13 protein-coding genes and 1 tRNA gene are annotated in these 16,524 nt (G+C 57.2%); 6 read left to right on the top strand and 8 right to left on the bottom strand.

The genetic code is table 11. The features are described 5' to 3' along the window. Positions 1–16 precede the first annotated feature (16 nt). Positions 17–1,564, top strand: coding sequence for a diguanylate cyclase (locus tag J7447_RS05435; RefSeq protein WP_209169013.1), 1,548 nt, complete (start codon positions 17–19; stop codon positions 1,562–1,564). Positions 1,565–1,622: 58 nt separating this feature from the next. On the opposite strand, the gene gor is transcribed toward J7447_RS05435, so the two are convergent. The 3 genes from gor to rpiA all read right to left on the bottom strand — a co-directional run bounded on the left by gor (position 1,623) and on the right by rpiA (position 4,520). Further along, positions 1,623–2,999 carry a glutathione-disulfide reductase gene (gor, locus tag J7447_RS05430; protein ID WP_055656438.1) on the bottom strand — a complete coding sequence of 459 codons (1,377 nt, stop codon included), beginning with the start codon at positions 2,997–2,999 and terminating at the stop codon, positions 1,623–1,625. Between the two features lie 257 nt (positions 3,000–3,256). Next, positions 3,257–3,772 carry a DUF2059 domain-containing protein gene (locus J7447_RS05425; RefSeq protein ID WP_031270696.1) on the bottom strand — a complete coding sequence of 172 codons (516 nt, stop codon included), beginning with the start codon at positions 3,770–3,772 and terminating at the stop codon, positions 3,257–3,259. 55 nt (positions 3,773–3,827) lie between these two features. After that, positions 3,828–4,520 (bottom strand): ribose-5-phosphate isomerase RpiA, encoded by a 693-nt coding sequence (gene rpiA / locus J7447_RS05420; RefSeq protein WP_209169012.1) that lies wholly within the window; start codon positions 4,518–4,520, stop codon positions 3,828–3,830. 353 nt (positions 4,521–4,873) lie between these two features. On the opposite strand from rpiA, the gene J7447_RS05415 reads away from it, so the two are divergent. Next, positions 4,874–6,517, top strand: coding sequence for a methyl-accepting chemotaxis protein (locus J7447_RS05415; protein WP_209169011.1), 1,644 nt, complete (start codon positions 4,874–4,876; stop codon positions 6,515–6,517). Positions 6,518–6,841: 324 nt separating this feature from the next. Here J7447_RS05415 and J7447_RS05410 read toward each other — a convergent pair whose 3' ends face one another. Then, complete coding sequence (locus J7447_RS05410) at positions 6,842–7,273, bottom strand: hypothetical protein (protein ID WP_209169010.1); 432 nt, start codon at positions 7,271–7,273, stop codon at positions 6,842–6,844. Between the two features lie 412 nt (positions 7,274–7,685). Between J7447_RS05410 and J7447_RS05405 the strand changes: the two genes are divergently transcribed. Continuing rightward, a complete protein-coding gene (locus J7447_RS05405; RefSeq protein WP_055656436.1) occupies positions 7,686–8,348 on the top strand; it encodes an HAD hydrolase-like protein in 663 nt (220 codons plus the stop codon). Positions 8,349–8,366: 18 nt separating this feature from the next. On the opposite strand, the gene J7447_RS05400 is transcribed toward J7447_RS05405, so the two are convergent. Further along, on the bottom strand, positions 8,367–10,322 hold the full coding sequence (locus J7447_RS05400; protein ID WP_209169009.1) for a DUF4139 domain-containing protein: 1,956 nt from the start codon (positions 10,320–10,322) through the stop codon (positions 8,367–8,369). Between the two features lie 386 nt (positions 10,323–10,708). On the opposite strand from J7447_RS05400, the gene J7447_RS05395 reads away from it, so the two are divergent. The 3 genes from J7447_RS05395 (at position 10,709) to J7447_RS05385 (ending at position 13,444) form a co-directional block, all read left to right on the top strand. After that, positions 10,709–10,783: transfer RNA gene (locus J7447_RS05395), tRNA-Val, on the top strand. Between the two features lie 244 nt (positions 10,784–11,027). Then, the gene (locus J7447_RS05390) at positions 11,028–11,462 is read left to right on the top strand and encodes a hypothetical protein (protein ID WP_209169008.1); all 435 of its coding nucleotides are present in this window, start codon (positions 11,028–11,030) and stop codon (positions 11,460–11,462) included. A 125-nt stretch (positions 11,463–11,587) separates the two neighbouring features. After that, positions 11,588–13,444: a tetratricopeptide repeat protein gene (locus tag J7447_RS05385; RefSeq protein WP_209169007.1), complete on the top strand. Its 1,857-nt coding sequence runs from the start codon at positions 11,588–11,590 to the stop codon at positions 13,442–13,444. A gap of 72 nt (positions 13,445–13,516) precedes the next feature. Here the strand turns inward: J7447_RS05385 and J7447_RS05380 are convergent, their stop codons facing one another. The 3 genes from J7447_RS05380 to J7447_RS05370 form a co-directional block, all read right to left on the bottom strand. Continuing rightward, positions 13,517–14,419 (bottom strand): class I SAM-dependent methyltransferase, encoded by a 903-nt coding sequence (locus tag J7447_RS05380; RefSeq protein WP_209169006.1) that lies wholly within the window; start codon positions 14,417–14,419, stop codon positions 13,517–13,519. Positions 14,420–14,535: 116 nt separating this feature from the next. Further along, a complete protein-coding gene (locus J7447_RS05375) occupies positions 14,536–15,717 on the bottom strand; it encodes an acylneuraminate cytidylyltransferase (RefSeq protein WP_055653552.1) in 1,182 nt (393 codons plus the stop codon). Positions 15,718–15,748: 31 nt separating this feature from the next. Then, entirely contained in the window at positions 15,749–16,498 is a 750-nt protein-coding gene (locus J7447_RS05370; protein WP_209169005.1) for a class I SAM-dependent methyltransferase, read from the bottom strand. Positions 16,499–16,524: the final 26 nt, after the last annotated feature.

Below are 16,524 nucleotides of genomic sequence, written 5' to 3'. Positions count from 1 at the left end.
CAATCGGGATCTCAACTTGACCGAGTTTAGGCGTAGATATAGCGACCAGGCCGCGAAAATTCCCCGGCAGCATATTTCCCGGCTGGCGTTTCTGCTTGCCGGATTGCTGATTGCTGTTACGTCCGTTTCGTTGCTGTTCGTCGGTTTCGTTGCCTCTCAAGCTTCCCGGCAGCAGGCCATCGCCAACGAGGAACGTCTGTTCCAGAGCACGCTGGCAGATCACCTTCGCACCATCGTTCGCGAGCAGATCGGCATCGCGTCGTCCGACCAGTCGGTGCTCAAGCTGGTGCGCAATTTCGATCCCGACTACGTTCGAAGCAGCTTCGACACCCTGTGGTCAACCTATCGCCACAGCAAAGTAATGCTGATCTCCGGAAACGGGGACGTTCTGGCTGAATCCTTCGCAGACTATACTCACATCATCCGGCGTCCCGTCTCCGAAACGCCGGAGCTTGAAATTGTTCATGAAAAACTGAAGGCGCTGTACCTGCAAAACCGCGTGCGGGTGCCTGGCGGTTTCGGTCACAAGTCCCTGCAAGGAGCAGATCCCGGGGAATATGCCGTCATGGGTTTTGTCCATATCGACGGCAAACCGGCCATATTCGGCGCGATGCCGATCATTCCGGACGACTATGAAGAGACTTTGCCCGACGGGCCTCCCACCGTGCTGCTGTCAGCCCATTATGTTGACGCCTACTTGCTCGGTCAGCTCAACGCGCAGCTGAATTTCGCCAATTTCGGTTTTGAGGAAGATGCAGGCGTGCCCGGCAAAGGGCCGCGCCATCTTGTCAAGGATCAGAATGACGACCAGCTCGGAACCTTTCGCTGGGACAGCCAGACCGTCGGCGAATCCATCTGGCCAACCATCGTCCCTGTCATCGTGGTTCTGAGTGTTGCCCTTGGCGCCCTCGCCTTCGGCATTGCCTGGCGGATCGGCCAGCTGACCACATCCCTTCAGGCGAGCGAACACCAGAACAGGTATCTGGCTCTGCACGATACGTTAACAGGGCTCGCTAACCGCCTGCAGTTCAACCGTGTCCTGGAATCCTCGGTCAAAACCCTGCCGGACAAGCCCTTTGCCGTCATTCACTGCGATCTGGACAAGTTCAAGGCGGTGAACGACACCTTCGGACATGCCGCGGGCGATATCGTCATCAAGACCATGGCGGAGCGCCTGAGCAAAGCCGTCGGCAAACCCGGTCTGGTTTGCCGTATCGGTGGCGACGAATTCATGGTGATCTATCGTGGCAGTGTTGTGCGGGAAACCTTGAACACACTTTGCCGGGCCCTTGTTGCTGCCGGCGAATTGCCCGTCCCGATCTCAAGTGGCGATATTGCGCAGATCGGTCTTAGTGTCGGCATCGCGATCGCCCCGGAGGACGGAACAACTTCCGAACAACTCGTCACCCGTTCGGACGCCGCGCTATACCAGTCGAAGAAACTCGGCCGGGGCCGGTATTCCTTCTATTCCGATTCACTCGATCTGGAAGTTGGACCAGACGGCGTGTTGACTGACCCTGAAGACGAGCCGCTGCGGCGGGCAGCGTCAGGACCTGCAGAATGAAACCGCTGCGGGGCAAGTTACCCCGCAGCGGCTCCTGACTTTCTGAATTGCTGCCGAACTACCCGCGCAGACGCTCGGTCGGTTCACGCATCGTGACGAGTTCTTCAGCAGCTGTCGGATGAACGGCGATCGTCCTGTCGAAGTCGGCCTTGGTCGCGCCCATCTGCAAGGTGATGCCGAGGATCTGAGCCAGTTCGCCGGCATCCGGTCCCATGATGTGGACACCGAGCACTTTCTGCGTGTCTGCATCGACGATCATTTTCATGAGCATCTTTTCATCGCGGCCCGACAAGGTGTGCTTCATCGGACGGAAGCTGGACTTGTAGATATCCAGATTGGGCGTCCGCTGCAGTGCTTCTTCCTGTGTAAGACCGACCGTGCCCATTTCCGGCTGCGAGAACACGGCAGTGGCAATCAGGCTGTGGTCGACCGTCCAGGGCTTGTTGCCGAAGACCGTGTCTGCAAAGGCATGGCCTTCCCGGATCGCAACCGGTGTCAGGTTGGCACGGTTGGTGACGTCGCCAACGGCATAGATGGATGCCACATTGGTGCGGGAGTCCGCACCAACCTTGATCGCACCCGCCGCATCCATCTCGACACCGGCCTTCTCAAGACCGAGGTCACGGGTATGCGGGTTGCGGCCAATGGCGAACATGATCTGACCTGCTTCCAGCGCAAGCCCACCCTTGGTGTGGCCTGTCAGAGTGCCGTCTGCCGCCTTCTCGATCCTGGAGAACGTGTCGTTGAGCACCACCTTGATGCCCTTCTTCTCCATTTCCTGGCGAACCGCGGTCCGAAGCTCACCGTCGAAGCCGCGCAGAATTTCCTCTCCGCGATAGATCAGCGTCGTATCGACCCCCAGCCCGTTGAAGATACCGGCAAACTCGACCGCGATGTAACCACCACCGGCAACCACGATCTTGCTCGGCAGTTCGGCAAGGTGAAAGGCTTCGTTCGAGGTGATGACATGCTCGCCACCCGGCAGACCTTCGTCCACGTTCGGAGACGCGCCGACGGCCACGAGAATATATTTCGCGCTCAAGGTCTGACCGGTGGACAGCAGGCGGACGGTGTGGGCATCTTCGATCACCGCGCGGCTGTCGTGGACTTCCACGTCGGTCCGCTCGAGATTGCGCCGGTAGATCCCTTCGAGGCGCGTGATCTCCTGATCCTTTGCCGCGACAAGCTTGTCCCACGAGAAGGCGCGTTCGCCGACCGTCCAGCCAAAGCCTTCCGCATCTTCGAACTCTTCGGAAAACTTCGAGGCGTAGACAAACAGCTTCTTGGGCACACAGCCGCGAATGACGCAGGTACCGCCGTAACGGTACTCCTCGGCGATACCGACCCGGGCGCCGTGTGTCGCGGCAATTCTGGCAGCGCGTACGCCGCCGGAGCCGCCGCCAATAACAAAGAGATCGTAATCGTAGTCGGTCATCAGTGCCTCATCGTGATCAAAAGTCCGCCGGCTGCCGTCCGGCAGAGCCTTGCCAGCCCCGCAGATAGGCAACCGAAGCTGCGGTACAAGTCCGGATGCCCGGTCGGGCCAGGCCATCAGGGACAGCCAAAACGGGCCATTTCCAAAAGAATTGGGCCGCTTGCGCGGCCCGAAAGCCGGACATGACCCCGGCCTCACTTATTCGTGTGAAAGGCGTGTTCCCTGCCATCGGCATGGCCGACGCGGGAGCCCTGCCCTTACTGAGCTGCGTTCAGCTTCGCCAGTTCTTCCTGAACCATGGTCACCATTTCGGTGGAAACCTTGTCCTGCCATTCACGGGCAGCACCAACGGAATACTGCGTGATGGTCGGGATCTTTTCGGTCAGCTTCTGGCCGAGTTCCGTGCTGTAGAATTCAGCAAGCTGGTTCAGCTCTTCTTCGGTGAAGGCGTCTGCCCAGGCCTTGTAAACCAGATTGTTGAGCTCGGTCCGCTTCGGCGCCAGCGTCAGCGCGACATTCTGAACGACTTCGGCGATTTCTTCCGCACGGGTCGGGTCGGACTGAATGAAAGCCGTCCGGGTCTGTTCAGCAAGGATCGGAAGAATATCGTCAAACGGTTCCAAAACCTTGGTCACAACGGCAACCTGCTTGGCTGCGGCAAGGTGGCTTTCAGAAACGGCATCCTGTGCGGCTGCGCCCGAGGCGACAAAACCAGCGGCCATCATGGCTGCGCCCAATACAGCTGCCCGCGGGAAAGATTTGATAAGCTTCATTTTTCTACTCCTAGGCGGCTTTCATCTTTAGTCTGGAAAGCCAAATCCACACCACTTAGATGGGCAAGACGGTCTTTACCCCATCTGTGCCGGCCACGTAAGCTTTTGTTGCAAGTTCAATGAAGAGGCCGTGTTCGACAACCCCCGGAATGGCAACCAGCCGGTCGCCCAGGGTCTGGACCTCGGGTATGCTTTCAAGCTGCGCATCCAGGATGAAGTGACCTCCATCCGTGACGAAAGGCTGAGCCGATCCGCCGCGCAAAGCCATGTTCAACGGCAGACCAAGATCCCCAAACACTTTCAGGATCGCGCGCCGCGTTGCTTCCAGGCCGAAGGGAACGACTTCGATCGGCAGGGGAAAGCGGCCAAGCGTCGCAACTTCCTTGCTGCCGTCTGCAATGACGATCATGTTGGCCGACGCTGATGCCACGATCTTCTCGCGCAGCAAGGCTCCTCCACCACCCTTGATGAGCGACAGGTGCGGGTCCAGTTCATCGGCGCCGTCGACGGTCAGATCAAGTTCCGGCAATTCATCAAGCGTGGTCAGCCGAATGCCGAGGCTCGACGCCAGTTTCCGCGTGCGCTCCGAAGTCGGCACACCGATAACGTCCAGGCCATCCTGTACCCGACGGGCAAGTGCATGGACGAAGAATTCCGCGGTCGAACCGGTCCCAATTCCAAGACGCATTCCGGATGTGACATCGTCGGCAGCGCGCTCCGCCGCCAGTTTCTTGTACTGGTCGCTCATTTACCGTTCCTAGGGCCAACCTGTCGGCGGAGAAGACCAAGCAATCATCTCCATCCGGCCGCCGGGTGCTTAACATGGCCGGCGTCCGCCGGTCCAGTGACATTCCCCCTCTTCAACGGGGAAACACCGCCATAGCGCCCATATCCGTGGTTTATTAACCATCATTTCAGACCAACAATAGATAATGCTTTCAATTGTCTAGGGTTTGGAAAGCACAGAATCAAATGAACATTCTTCGACTTAGACCAAGGCAGAAAGACGAATACAATAATTTAAACAACAAGATACCTGCCCCTGAGGAAACTGACAATACTTCCGAAAACCAGCCGGAAGCGCAGCTGGCGGCCAGCCAGATGAGCTTCGTACTGGACAGCCTGGAAGACGATCTGCAAGTCGCGGCCAAGACCATCAACGCCGCGGCGGAGAAGGTGCAGGACCGGCTCGTCAGTCAGATGGACAAGCTGGAGACCATCCGCAGCGACAGTCAGTCGCTTGCGGACCAATCGGCCGTTGCCAATGAGAACGCTTCGGGACTGGCCACGTCCATTCAGGATCTCACCACCTCCAGCAGCGAAATCGGACAGCAGGTCGGTGTGTCCAACCAGTTGGCACAAGAGGCGCGCGACGTCGCAGCCCAGGTCAACCAGGGTGTTCTGGAGCTCAAGAACGCGATCGATGACATTGCCAATGTCGTCAGCCTGATTTCGGACATTGCCAAGCAAACCAACCTGCTGGCCCTGAACGCCACCATCGAAGCTGCCCGTGCAGGCGAAGCCGGTCGTGGCTTTTCCGTTGTCGCGAGCGAGGTGAAGGCGTTGTCGGTGGAAACCCAGTCGGCAACAGAACAGATCGTCGCCAACATCGACCGCCTCAACCAGTCAGCGGAACTCAGCCTTGGCTCGGTCAACCAGATCATCGATGTTATCGGCAGGATACGGCCCAGCTTTGCCGCGGTCGAAGATGCGGTTCAGACCCAGGTAGAGACCACGAACCGGATCGGTGACCAGGCACAGCAGACGGCGGACTTCGTTCAGGAAGTGCTGCGCACCGCGCAGACGATCACGGAGTCTGCTGCGGCAGCAGAAGAAGGTGGCATGCTGGCGCGCGAAACCGGTGCGGAAATGAGCACGGCTTCCAAAGCGCTGCAGTCCCGCTTCACCATGATGATCCGGCAGACCGAAATCGGCGATCGTCGTCAGCACGACCGATTGCCGATCAAGATTTCCGGATCGGTGACAGCAGGCGGAACATCCGCACAGATCGAGACCCACGATATTTCGGAAGGCGGCACGCTGTTCCGGCCCGAAGGTGGCTCCAACCTGAAACAGGGCATGAATGCCCGTCTTGATCTCACCGGGATCGGCCAGGTGGAAGTCCGCATCGTCGCCGTCTCCGAACATGGTTGCCACGGTTGCTTCGTCAACAAGGATGCCGGGTTTCAGGCGGCCCTGGAGCGCAAGATCGCATCCATTCATGAAAGCCACGCTGCCGAAGTGGAACGCGTCCAGACTGGGGCTTCACGCATTTCCAACGCGATGGAAGATCTTATCGCGCAGCACCAGCTGACCATGGACGACCTGTTCGATACCAATTACCAGCACATAGCCGGCACCAACCCGCCGCAAGTGTCGACGCGCGCGTTGGCTCATCTGGAAAAGATCCTGCCAACGATCCAGGAAGAAATCCTCGGCAAATGCAAGGGTATGGCCTTTTGTGCCTCGGTCGATCGCAACGGCTATCTGCCGGTACACAATCTGATCTACTCGAAGCCGCAAAAACCGGATGATGTTGCCTGGAACACGGCCAACTGCCGCAACAAGCGCATCTTCGATGACCGGGCCGGCCTCAGCGCGGCGCGCAACACGCGCCCCTTCCTGATCCAGTCCTATGCCCGGGACATGGGCGGCGGCAATATCGTCTGGATGAAGGAGATCGACGCGCCGATCATCGTTCAGGGCCGTCACTGGGGTGGCTTCCGGACCGCGTACAAACTCTAGCGTTTTGATCGCGGAGTATGATGGTCCAGTTTCCTCAAAAGAACGGACATGGCAATATGGGCCTACATTAAATGAGAGCGTCCAAACGAGAGAATAAACACGTCTTGCACTATCGATAAAATAGTGCCGATCAAGCGCAGGACCCGTTCGAAGATTTTCTCTAACTATTGCGAAGCAGCTACCACACTTCGCAATGTCGACTTAGGGAGCCAGTATGGAAGCCCTGCCATTTTTGTGTTTGAGCCTGCCTTGTCATCGGCACCTTACTGACTTGGTCATACATCAGAATTGACTGCATGAACCTCTAAAGAATTAAAATAATAATTAATCAAAATAGTCAAAAATTTCATTGAAATTTGTAGTTACTTGAACCTGTATTACTCCACTATCAAAACCTCCCGCACCATTAAGAGCGACTTCATAAAGATATACAATTGATCCAGTTTTTGAGAACTCAAAAAGGTACGACGACATGCTTTCTGAGTAATTCTTTCGTGCCAATATTCTACACTTATCGAAACCTTCTGGAAAATACCGCAAAAATGGTTCGACCACAGCATCGAAGTTATCTTTAGGCGCCGAAATAATATTGTCAATTACGCCTATAAAATCTTCATAATTACCAGCCAAAAGCTTTTCACTGCTTCTTTTTACGTCTTCATGATCACTGTCCCACATTCCGTAGCAATCAGCTCGTGCTGACTCGATAGCTAAAGTTGACGCCAAAATTGCGGCTATCAACATCGGATATTTCATGTTCTTTCTCTCTTTCATAAACCAGCGACCGCGCAAGACTATTGGCATTGTTAGCGAGTAAATCATCCTGCGGGTAGTCTTTCACTGGCATTAAAAATGCGATGTTACCGGCGTGACAAACCGCAAAACTATGTCAGGAAAAATGCGCGGATTGGCTGCATACCCAGCCACACGCTCACTGTATAAGGTGAAGCCATTTCGCGTCGTTTATGGGTCAATGCCATTTAACTTTCCAGCCCTGCCCATCACGCCCCTTGCGGCGGAGCGGCTATGCAGCTAGGCATTGAAGGTGGCCTGCGTTCGGGTGAATGCAGGCCTTTTCCACATTCCGGGGCCGGTTTACCTGCCCGCAATCATGCCTTTCAGCATGAATGCGTTCTTGCCGTCCTGCTCCTGCATTTCAGAGGGTCTCATGTCCGTTCTGGTTTTCGATCTGGATGGCACGCTGGTGTCGTCCATGGAAGATCTCGTCGCCACCTTGAACGTCGTCATGACCTCCGCAGGACATTCGGCCATTCCTCAGGACAACGTCGCCAACATGGTCGGCCTTGGTGCAAAGGTGCTGATCCAGCGCGGCCTGGAATTCAACGGCATTTCCTGGACCGATGAAACCGTGGCGCCGCTCTATGTGCATTTTCTGGAGCATTATGCCGCCAATATCGCGGTTCACACCAAACCGTTCGACGGCGTTGTCGCGGCGCTGGAAAACTTCCGAAAAGACGGATGGAAACTGGCGGTCTGCACCAACAAGGCCGAGCGGCTGACGCATCCGCTGTTGGCTACACTCGATCTCGCCAGGCATTTCGACGCCGTCGTCGGCGGCGATACGTTTTCCGTGGCCAAACCGCATGCCGAACCCGTGCATGGTGCCATCCACCGGGCGGGTGGAGAAATCGGCGGTTCCATCATGATCGGTGACAGCGGCACCGACATCGATGCCGCCCGTAACGCCGGCATTCCGGTCATCGCGGTCGATTTCGGCTATACGGTCGTGCCGGTCCGGGACCTTTCCCCGGACCGGGTCATTTCGCATTTCGACGAGCTGGCTGGTGCAATCGCTTCGCTCAAGTCCTGAGGCAGGTTCTGTCAGACATCAGAACGTCCTGATGGCATCGCCCAGGGTTTCACGGATTTCTTCCCGGCGCACGGATAGTGCGGCGATTTCCGTATCGACATCCTCGATCCGGGTTTCGCTTTCCTCCAGCTTGCGGGCGGCACGCTTGTAGAGATCGGCACCCGGCTCCAGAGCCGCCAGGTTGGCCCGGTGGCGTTCCTGGTCCCGGCTCTCCTCATCCTTTTCCAGCCGCAAGCGCTGGATCTGGCGCTCGATCTGCGCGATCTCGTTCTGCAGCTCCGACAGTTCCTTCAGCTTTGCAGCGGTTTCCTTGTCCGGCGAGCGCCTGGAGAGATAAAGCAGCTGGTTCGCATCGGTGGAGATCAGTGAATAGGTCTCCGACAAGGTCCGCTCCTGCAGGGCGGCAACCGTTTCCGTTGTTCCCGCAGGCACTTCCACCTTCAAACGGTGGTGCGTTGCGGTGCTGTCCAATTCCTGCTCGGAGGAAAACTGCCACCCGGAACGTTTGGCATGCTCGATGACGATCGTGCGGTCACCGTCCGGGGCTCCCTTGATCGCGTATTGCGTCGAGGATCGCTCGCGCACCATCGCGTTCAGAACCCCGTCATTGACCTTGATCGAGACGATCTGGCTGTCGGCAGATGTTGACTGTGCAATCCTGACCTTCTTGTCGGTCGCAAAGCTTGCCATGCGGCTTTCGCCCGAAGGCATGCCGCTGATCTGCGCATCACCGACATATCCTTCCTTTTCGTCATAAACCGTCAGGATGCCCTGTGGCAGGCTGGTTTCGGTCTCGTTCTTGATCAGGATTGCAGCAATGGGATGCTGCAGGCCGCTTTCAGGCTGGAATACGGAAACCGTCTCGGCGGACACGACCTTGTCGACGATCGGTGCCGACAGGGTTTCCCCGCTTTCAAGTTCGACAAGCCATGGAATTGTGAAGGACGCGGTGACCGCGCCTTCGCTCACCTCGCCGACATTGGCAGCGGCCATGTTGAGAACCATTTCCGGCGCAACCGCCGAGCCAATGAAACTGGATCGCGCCGCGCCCGGCATGCGGGCCTCACTCTCGGCAACATCAAACTGCGGTTCCGCCCCCATGTCGACAGGAGGCACGTAGCCGCTGGACACATCCACCGGCACTTCCTGCCGTTGCTTCCAGTAAAGATCGTGGAGCCGCTGTTTCAGCGTTACCGGTGCGCCGGAGGACAGGGTTATCCTGACATCGTCCCAGTCTTCGCCGCTGGCGTTTTCAAGCACGGCCCAGGCCTGCAGCCGGGCCTTGTCATCGGCCATCGTCACCACGCGGTAAGCCGTCTTCCAGATGGGCGCCGGCACGACATAGGAAACCGCGACTTCGCGTTCGCCCTCGCCTGCCACTTTCAAGGCAACGGTTCGCGCGCCGTCCGATTTGCCGTTGCCAACGGCCGACAAGGCCTTGGCAACCTTCTGCTGAATGTCTTCATCGAGAAACGTGACTTCGGTATCTGCGGACAGGCCGACACCGGTGATACGACCATCACTGAGAACCGAAATGACAAAGGACTGCCCCCTGTCGCCGTCATCCTGCACCGACACGCCGAGAACGAGACCCTCGACCGTAGACCCGGCCTTTTCCAGACGCACGCGGGTTCCCTGCAGTTTTGCCAGAAGGCGTGCGGGCGACTGCAGGTCCTCAACGGTGAACGGCAGGTTCTTGAAGGTTTCCGCCAGAGGGTTCGGGCCGGGAAGAGTAATGCCCTCGACAACGCCTGCCTCGTCGAACACGACAATGCTCTTCAGCACATCGTTCACCTGTTCGAGCGGGACCGTCATGTTGATCAGACCGCTGCTGTCAATATCCGCCTTGCGCACCACTTCGGCGAGACCACCCGAAGACAGCGTGATGCTGGTAATGGGCCCATTGTCGGCGCCAAACGCCCCGGCAGGCAGGAAAAGACCCACGAGCGCGAGAGAAGAAACGCGTGCAATCATTTAAAAACACTCCAAAAAACAGTCAGCGTATCCGATCGTCTGCTTTAAATACGGCCTTTTCGCGAAGACTGATAACGGCTCCTGACATAATCTGTCACGCGATACGACAGCCTTCCGGATCCGACCGCTCGATGAATACCTCACCAGACGGAAGACCGCGCCGACAAGAAACCGCTCCACATGACGGCACCCCGATTTTCCAGACATTGCCGGTCAGACGACAAATATTTTCGCCCGGGACAGCGGGTCACCTCTTTCCGTGGCATCAGTACAAAAAGCAATTGGCTTGAACCGATGAGCCCCAGCAACAGACGTCGGCTTCAGAAAAAGGGTGTTGCGCAAGCCGTTGATTTGCCCTAGATACGCGCCACCAGCCGCCAAGGCATGGGCGATTAGCTCAGCGGGAGAGCACTCCCTTCACACGGGAGGGGTCACTGGTTCAATCCCAGTATCGCCCACCATTTTCCTTTTGATTACCTCCAGATCCGGTTGCCGCAATTTTCACTACTTTGCCGTGATCCGATTCACCACAATTGCAACTCTTGCCAGAAATCTGGGCAAATTTTCCTGAAAACCAGCCCTGCAAAAGGTGAGCGTGTATATTGGTCGGATCCGTTCTGTTGAGCGGATCCTGATGATCGGGCGTACCGGAAGTGATCCGGTTTCGTGTTGCCCGCCAGCAAAGCCCTGGCTCCGGCACTGGGCATGGATGACATGTTTCGCTCCGCGACCAAAAAAGCTGCGGCACTTTTCCTGTTATTTGCGGTCCTTGCGCCCGCAACGGTCGCTCGCGCGCAGTCCTCGCAGAACATCCAACTGCCGTCTGCCCCCCTGCTCACCGACGAGCAACAGCGACTCAATCAATCGCTTCTGCAGCAGCAGATGTTGATTTTGGAGCTCGAGCGACAACGACTGGCACAGGAAAGGCGTGAACTGGAAGAAGCGCAGCGCATTCAGCAATTGCGCGAAGAAAGAGTTCGCCTTTTGCAACTGGAAAGACAACGCCGGCTGGGCCTGCCGCAAAACAGGTCCTACTATCAGCGCCAGCAATACCAGCGCGAAGACTACCGGCCGCAGCGGGGGCAGCCGCAACAATACCAACGCCAGCAATTCCAGTCACAGCAGTTCCGCCGGCAATAAGCTCTATCGAGCAAGAAATTCAGGTTCAATCCCCAAGGTAATCCGGACAGTTTGGCTTGTCGGCCTGCCTTTGAGACCCCTTCCTGCTATTGTTCTTCAAGTGATTCCCGAAGAGCAGATAGAAGATGGCCACCCAAACCGCTCCAAATCCTTTACGCGAAAAGCTCGTCAAGGGGCTGTCCTATCATCAGTCCGGAGAGATCGAAAAGGCGCAGCGGTGCTACAAGCTGGTATTGAAAAAGGCGCCGACCAATCCGGATGCGCTCAATCTGCTAGGCGTGACCTACAGGCAATTGGGATCTCCCAAAAAGGCCGTTGAATACATCCAGAAGGCAATTGCGCAGAATCCGAACCAGGCGTCGTTCTATGCCAACCTCGCCCGAGCGATGATGGACATCGGAACGGATTCGGAAAGCATGCTCGCCGTTTCGGAAAAAGCCCTGTCGCTCAACCCGAAGGAGCGCGAGGCGCTCAACATCAAGGCAATTGCGCTGACCGGACTGCAACGGGTTGAAGAAGCGGAAGCGATCTTCAAGAGCCTGCTTGTCTCCAATCCGAACCACGGCGAAGTTTATACGAACTATGGCCTGCTTCTGCGCAAGAACAACCGTTTCGAGGAAGCACTCACCTTCTTCAAACGCGCGGAAATACTCGCACCGGACAACGTCGAGAACTGCATCGAACAGGCCCGTTGCCGCCTTGAACTGAAACAGTTCGACGCCTCGCTCGAGGCGATCGACAAGGCCCTGGAGCGCTTCACGGACAACCCGCTCCTTCTCCACGAAAAGGCCCGTGTCCTGTTCTCGATCTCCAGAGCACACGAGGGCCTGAAATACGCCGAAGAGGCCGTCAGAGGCACACCAGGCAACTATCACTGCAAGGTCACGCTCGGGGTGCATTACCTGATGCTCGGCCGCGGACAGGACAGTATCGACATTCTGCAGAAGGCAAAGGAGGAAGCGCCTGGCGGCGTGATTTCCGGCCTCGACTGGAACCTGTCGCTCGCCTATCTGTCGATGGGCAACCTCGAAACGGGTTGGGACATTCACGCGGCCCGCTTTGAAGACAAGAAAGCAACTTCCCAGCGACGGGAGTTTCCAAAGCCGGAATGGGAAGGCGAGGATATCTCGGACAAGACGGTGTTGCTTTGGGGCGACCAGGGGCTTGGTGACGCGCTCAAGTGCGGCACGATGTTTCTCGATATCCAGGCGCGAGCGAAAAAGCTCATTCTCGAAGTGTCGGCGAAGTCCGTTCCCTTCTTCCAGAATTCGTTTCCGGAGATCCTTGTCAGGCCCGGCACGCCAAAGGACGACCAGGCCCCGGAGGATGCGGATTACGACATAACGGCCAACATGGTCGATCTTGCGCGCTATTTCCGGCGAGATTTCAAGAGCTTCAAGAACGCCCCCTACCCGGTCTACAAATTCAACCAGGAAAAGGCCCGCGAATATCTCGGCAGGCTGCCGGACGCCGACAAGAAACCGATTATCGGCGTCTCCTGGCGCTCACGGAACCTGGAAAAATACCGCGCGCGCTATTACTTGTCCGCGCCTGATTTTGCGCCGATCCTTGATGCTGAAGACGCGATCTACGTCAATCTTCAGTACATGGCCCTGCAAAAGGAGCTCGACTTCCTGGTGGCCCGCTCGGAAGGAAAGTTCACCTATTTCCCGGACGTCGATCTCTTCAACGACCTGATGGCGGCCGCTGACCTGACCGCCATTTGCGATGTTGTGGTTTCGGCAAATACCAGTGTTGCAGACATGGCGGGCATTCTGGGTGTTCCCTGCGTGCGCTTCGGCCCGGTGGAACCCGCCCTGTTGCTCGGCCAGGCCAATCCGCCCTGGTATCCAAGCATGAAGTACATCTACATCGACGAGACGCATCCGACGGTGGAGATGGTACCGCAGGTCGTTCAGGTCATGCGTGAAGAACTGGCAGCCGGTTATCCTGGCAAACGGAACGAACGGCTGGGCCTGTAGAAAGCTTTGCAGGCGCTGCCAGTGAACCTGCGGCAAAGCAGTGCGATCATTCGTTGAACTGGCCGCCCCGCCTTAGCGAGCCTTTCTGGCAATCGCAACAAGCGTATCGGTCGCGTCGATCTTGCGGAGCGCGGCCTCGTAAGCCGACCTGAGTTCCGGTGTTTCCAATGCGGACAGGCTTGACTTGTGGCCTCCGGGCTTGCCGTTGGCAAGCCAGCCGAGATGGTTGGAAAGCGGATACCGCTGCACCCCTTCAATCACGACATCCGCATAGCCGGCAGCGACAAGCAGGCGCCTCAGGCTTTCGCGGGTGTGAAGAATAAGGTGCTGGCTCCAGAGGGTGAAATTCTTGAAAGCTTCGTTCTGAAGATTGGACAACAGGAAATCGGAAGCATGCGGAACCTCGACAACGAGTGTTCCAGTGTCTGTCAGCAGTGCGCGCAAGTCTCGCAAGGTTGAAAGCGGATCGGGAAGATGCTCCAGCACATGAAAGGCAAAGACCGCATCCTGCGTTGCCGGAGCGATCTGGTTTGGATTGTCCACGCAGCGATAGCCATCGGCAACCAGCGCCTCGATGTAGCCCCTGTGCAGCTCGATCCCCGTGACATCGGCACCACGACTGGCTGCCTCTCTCAGGAAAAGTCCCTTCCAGCATCCAAACTCGGTGACCGTCTTGCCCGTATAAAACTGCTTGTAGGCATCCAGACGCCGGTACTGATCCTGCTGGTATTCATAGTCCCAGTCGATGCGCTTGTAGAAGTCGTCCTTGCGGTGTTCAGCGCCTTCGTAGGTCTCGTCACCGACATAGTAATCATTTATGTAGACAACACCTGAAACCGTGTCGCGATAGACGGTCAAACCCTCCTTGTCGCGGGTCCGGGGTGCAAAAACACTCTGGGTTTCAAGGGATGCAAGGCCGAGCTGCTGCAGTGTATCGAACACCGAAACGTTCTTTTGCAGTGGGTCTACGGCCATATTTCACCTTCTCAGTCGCAAGGTGCCCGGAGAGCGAAGACGTTTGCAGATTGCACGTATCGCGATCCCCGAACCCAAATTCTTCCATGTCACCACCTGGAGTGATGACGGTCCTGTCAGTTGGCAATCATGCCCCGTGCAATCAGCAGCTCGGAGACTTCATTCAGCACACCGGCACCGCCGGCGCTTTCCAGAACCACCGTTGCCGTTGCCTTCACTTCAGCCGGCGCATTGCGCGGCGCGATGCTCAGACCGCAAGCCTTCATGCAGTCGAGATCCGCAATGTCTGCGCCGATATAGGCAATCTCGGACCACTCCAGCCCCTTTTTGGTGCGCCAGTCCGAAAGGGTTTCCATCTTGTCGAACAGATGATGCTTGTAATCCATGGCAAGCTTGCGGGCGCGCTGGACAGCGAGACTGTCCTCTTCCCGATCCAGCATCAGCAACATCATGCCGCGGCCAAGCAGACGATCGAGACCGATTTCATCATACCGGTTGCAGACGATTGACTCCGTGCCGTCTCGATTGACGAAAACCGTATTGTCCGTGTGCACACCGGCAAAGGCGGTCACCACCGCCCGCAAGGGCTGGGTCTCAGTCTCGGTCAGAAAGCCGGTGAAGGGTTCTGACCGGATGAAAGCCTCGGCCATGTCCCAGTCCTGCGAAGTATCGATCTCGATCCAGGTCGAATCCACCGGAACCAGGATCGTCTTTCCGCAGTAACGGTTGCCTGCTTCCAGGAATTCGGGAACACGCATGGCGTAGACGGCACCGTTTTCCCTGTATCTTGCAGAGATATCCTGCCGGCGCACGCGTTGTTTGCTCGGATCATGGTTGAGACCGACGCCTTCGCCGCTGGGGCCGACTTCCCAGTAGAAGCCATGGTCATCGACCACCGAGATCGCGCTGGTCGCATTCTTGGCCAGCAGCGCTTCCACAACATGATCGACATGATGCGCCTGCGTGAAAGGGGCCGTGCACTGCAGGAAAACCAGAATGTCCGGCGGTTCGCTGACAAGGCTTGGCTCGTTCTGCAGAAGATGGATCAACGCGGATTCCGAGCTCGCGGTCGGTCCGGAAAGCTCGGTCGGGCGCAAAACGGATTTTGCCCCGTATTTCTCACCGACTGTCAGAATTTCCGCTGAATCGCTCGAAACGAATACTTCAGACACGAAACGCGACCCGCGTGCAGCACGCACGGTCCGGCCGACAAGCGGAATGCCGTTCAAGGGCCGGATGTTTTTGCCCGGAAGACCGACGGAACCGCCTCTGGCAGGAATGGCCGCTACTATTTTCATTTTCTGCTCAACCACCTCGGGGAAGCTGGAGTCACTCTGGTTTGCGCGCGAACACGGTTACGAAAGATCCCCAGAACGCCGGCGACACATCCGCGTCGCCCCGTACCATGCTGTCGAACGTTTCGCGCGTGGCAAAACGCGTTCCGAAATAGGGATATTCGACCATTTCGATGCGGAATCCCGTGTCACGCAGCAGCCTGACAAGAGAATCGTCAGAGAACAGGCTCACATGAGTTGGGTCATGCAGCAACCGGAAACGATCACCGTAGACCCGGGCGGCCGCTGAAGCGAAATTCGGCGTGCCACAAATGAAGTCACCACCCGGTTTCAGGATCTCGAAGATGGTTTCAACAAAGGGGATCGGCTCGTCGACATGCTCGATGACATGGTTGGCGGTCACCACATCGAACGTGCTTGAAGGAAACGTACCCTTCTCCAGAACACCGTGCCGAAGCTCTGCCGAACACCATTGGCGAGCGACCTCTACCGCCTTCTCGGAAGGATCCAGGCCGAAACACTCGTTCTTGCCAGTGAGCTGCTCAAGCAATTCGCCAAGGCCGAAGCCGATATCAAGCACTCGTCCCGGCGACCGTGCGTTGACGTAGTCCGCGATATAGCGAACATCTTCCTTGCGCTGATCACGCTCGGCTTCAATATCCCTGACCTTGCCGTCCGGATCCGTCTTTGCTTCCCAATAGTCCTGCGGGAGCGGCCGGGCTGGATAAGCCACATAATAGCTCTCCCCCCGGTAAAGATTCAGGCAGCGGTCAATGATGGACATAAATGGCTCTTGAACAAAAAAAAGGG

Origin of the sequence: Labrenzia sp. R5_0 (genome assembly GCF_017743835.1) — a bacterium.
GTDB lineage: Bacteria > Pseudomonadota > Alphaproteobacteria > Rhizobiales > Stappiaceae > Roseibium > Roseibium algicola.
This window is presented reverse-complemented; position numbering and strand designations above follow the sequence as displayed.

Coding starts and splice junctions, on each gene's coding strand:
- gor (WP_055656438.1), bottom strand. CDS start 2,999: ATGACCGACTACGATTACGATCTCTTTGTTATTGGCGGCGGCTCCGGC.
- J7447_RS05425 (WP_031270696.1), bottom strand. CDS start 3,772: ATGAAGCTTATCAAATCTTTCCCGCGGGCAGCTGTATTGGGCGCAGCC.
- rpiA (WP_209169012.1), bottom strand. CDS start 4,520: ATGAGCGACCAGTACAAGAAACTGGCGGCGGAGCGCGCTGCCGACGAT.
- J7447_RS05415 (WP_209169011.1), top strand. CDS start 4,874: ATGAGCTTCGTACTGGACAGCCTGGAAGACGATCTGCAAGTCGCGGCC.
- J7447_RS05410 (WP_209169010.1), bottom strand. CDS start 7,273: ATGAAATATCCGATGTTGATAGCCGCAATTTTGGCGTCAACTTTAGCT.
- J7447_RS05405 (WP_055656436.1), top strand. CDS start 7,686: ATGTCCGTTCTGGTTTTCGATCTGGATGGCACGCTGGTGTCGTCCATG.
- J7447_RS05400 (WP_209169009.1), bottom strand. CDS start 10,322: ATGATTGCACGCGTTTCTTCTCTCGCGCTCGTGGGTCTTTTCCTGCCT.
- J7447_RS05390 (WP_209169008.1), top strand. CDS start 11,028: ATGGATGACATGTTTCGCTCCGCGACCAAAAAAGCTGCGGCACTTTTC.
- J7447_RS05385 (WP_209169007.1), top strand. CDS start 11,588: ATGGCCACCCAAACCGCTCCAAATCCTTTACGCGAAAAGCTCGTCAAG.
- J7447_RS05380 (WP_209169006.1), bottom strand. CDS start 14,419: ATGGCCGTAGACCCACTGCAAAAGAACGTTTCGGTGTTCGATACACTG.
- J7447_RS05375 (WP_055653552.1), bottom strand. CDS start 15,717: ATGAAAATAGTAGCGGCCATTCCTGCCAGAGGCGGTTCCGTCGGTCTT.
- J7447_RS05370 (WP_209169005.1), bottom strand. CDS start 16,498: ATGTCCATCATTGACCGCTGCCTGAATCTTTACCGGGGGGAGAGCTAT.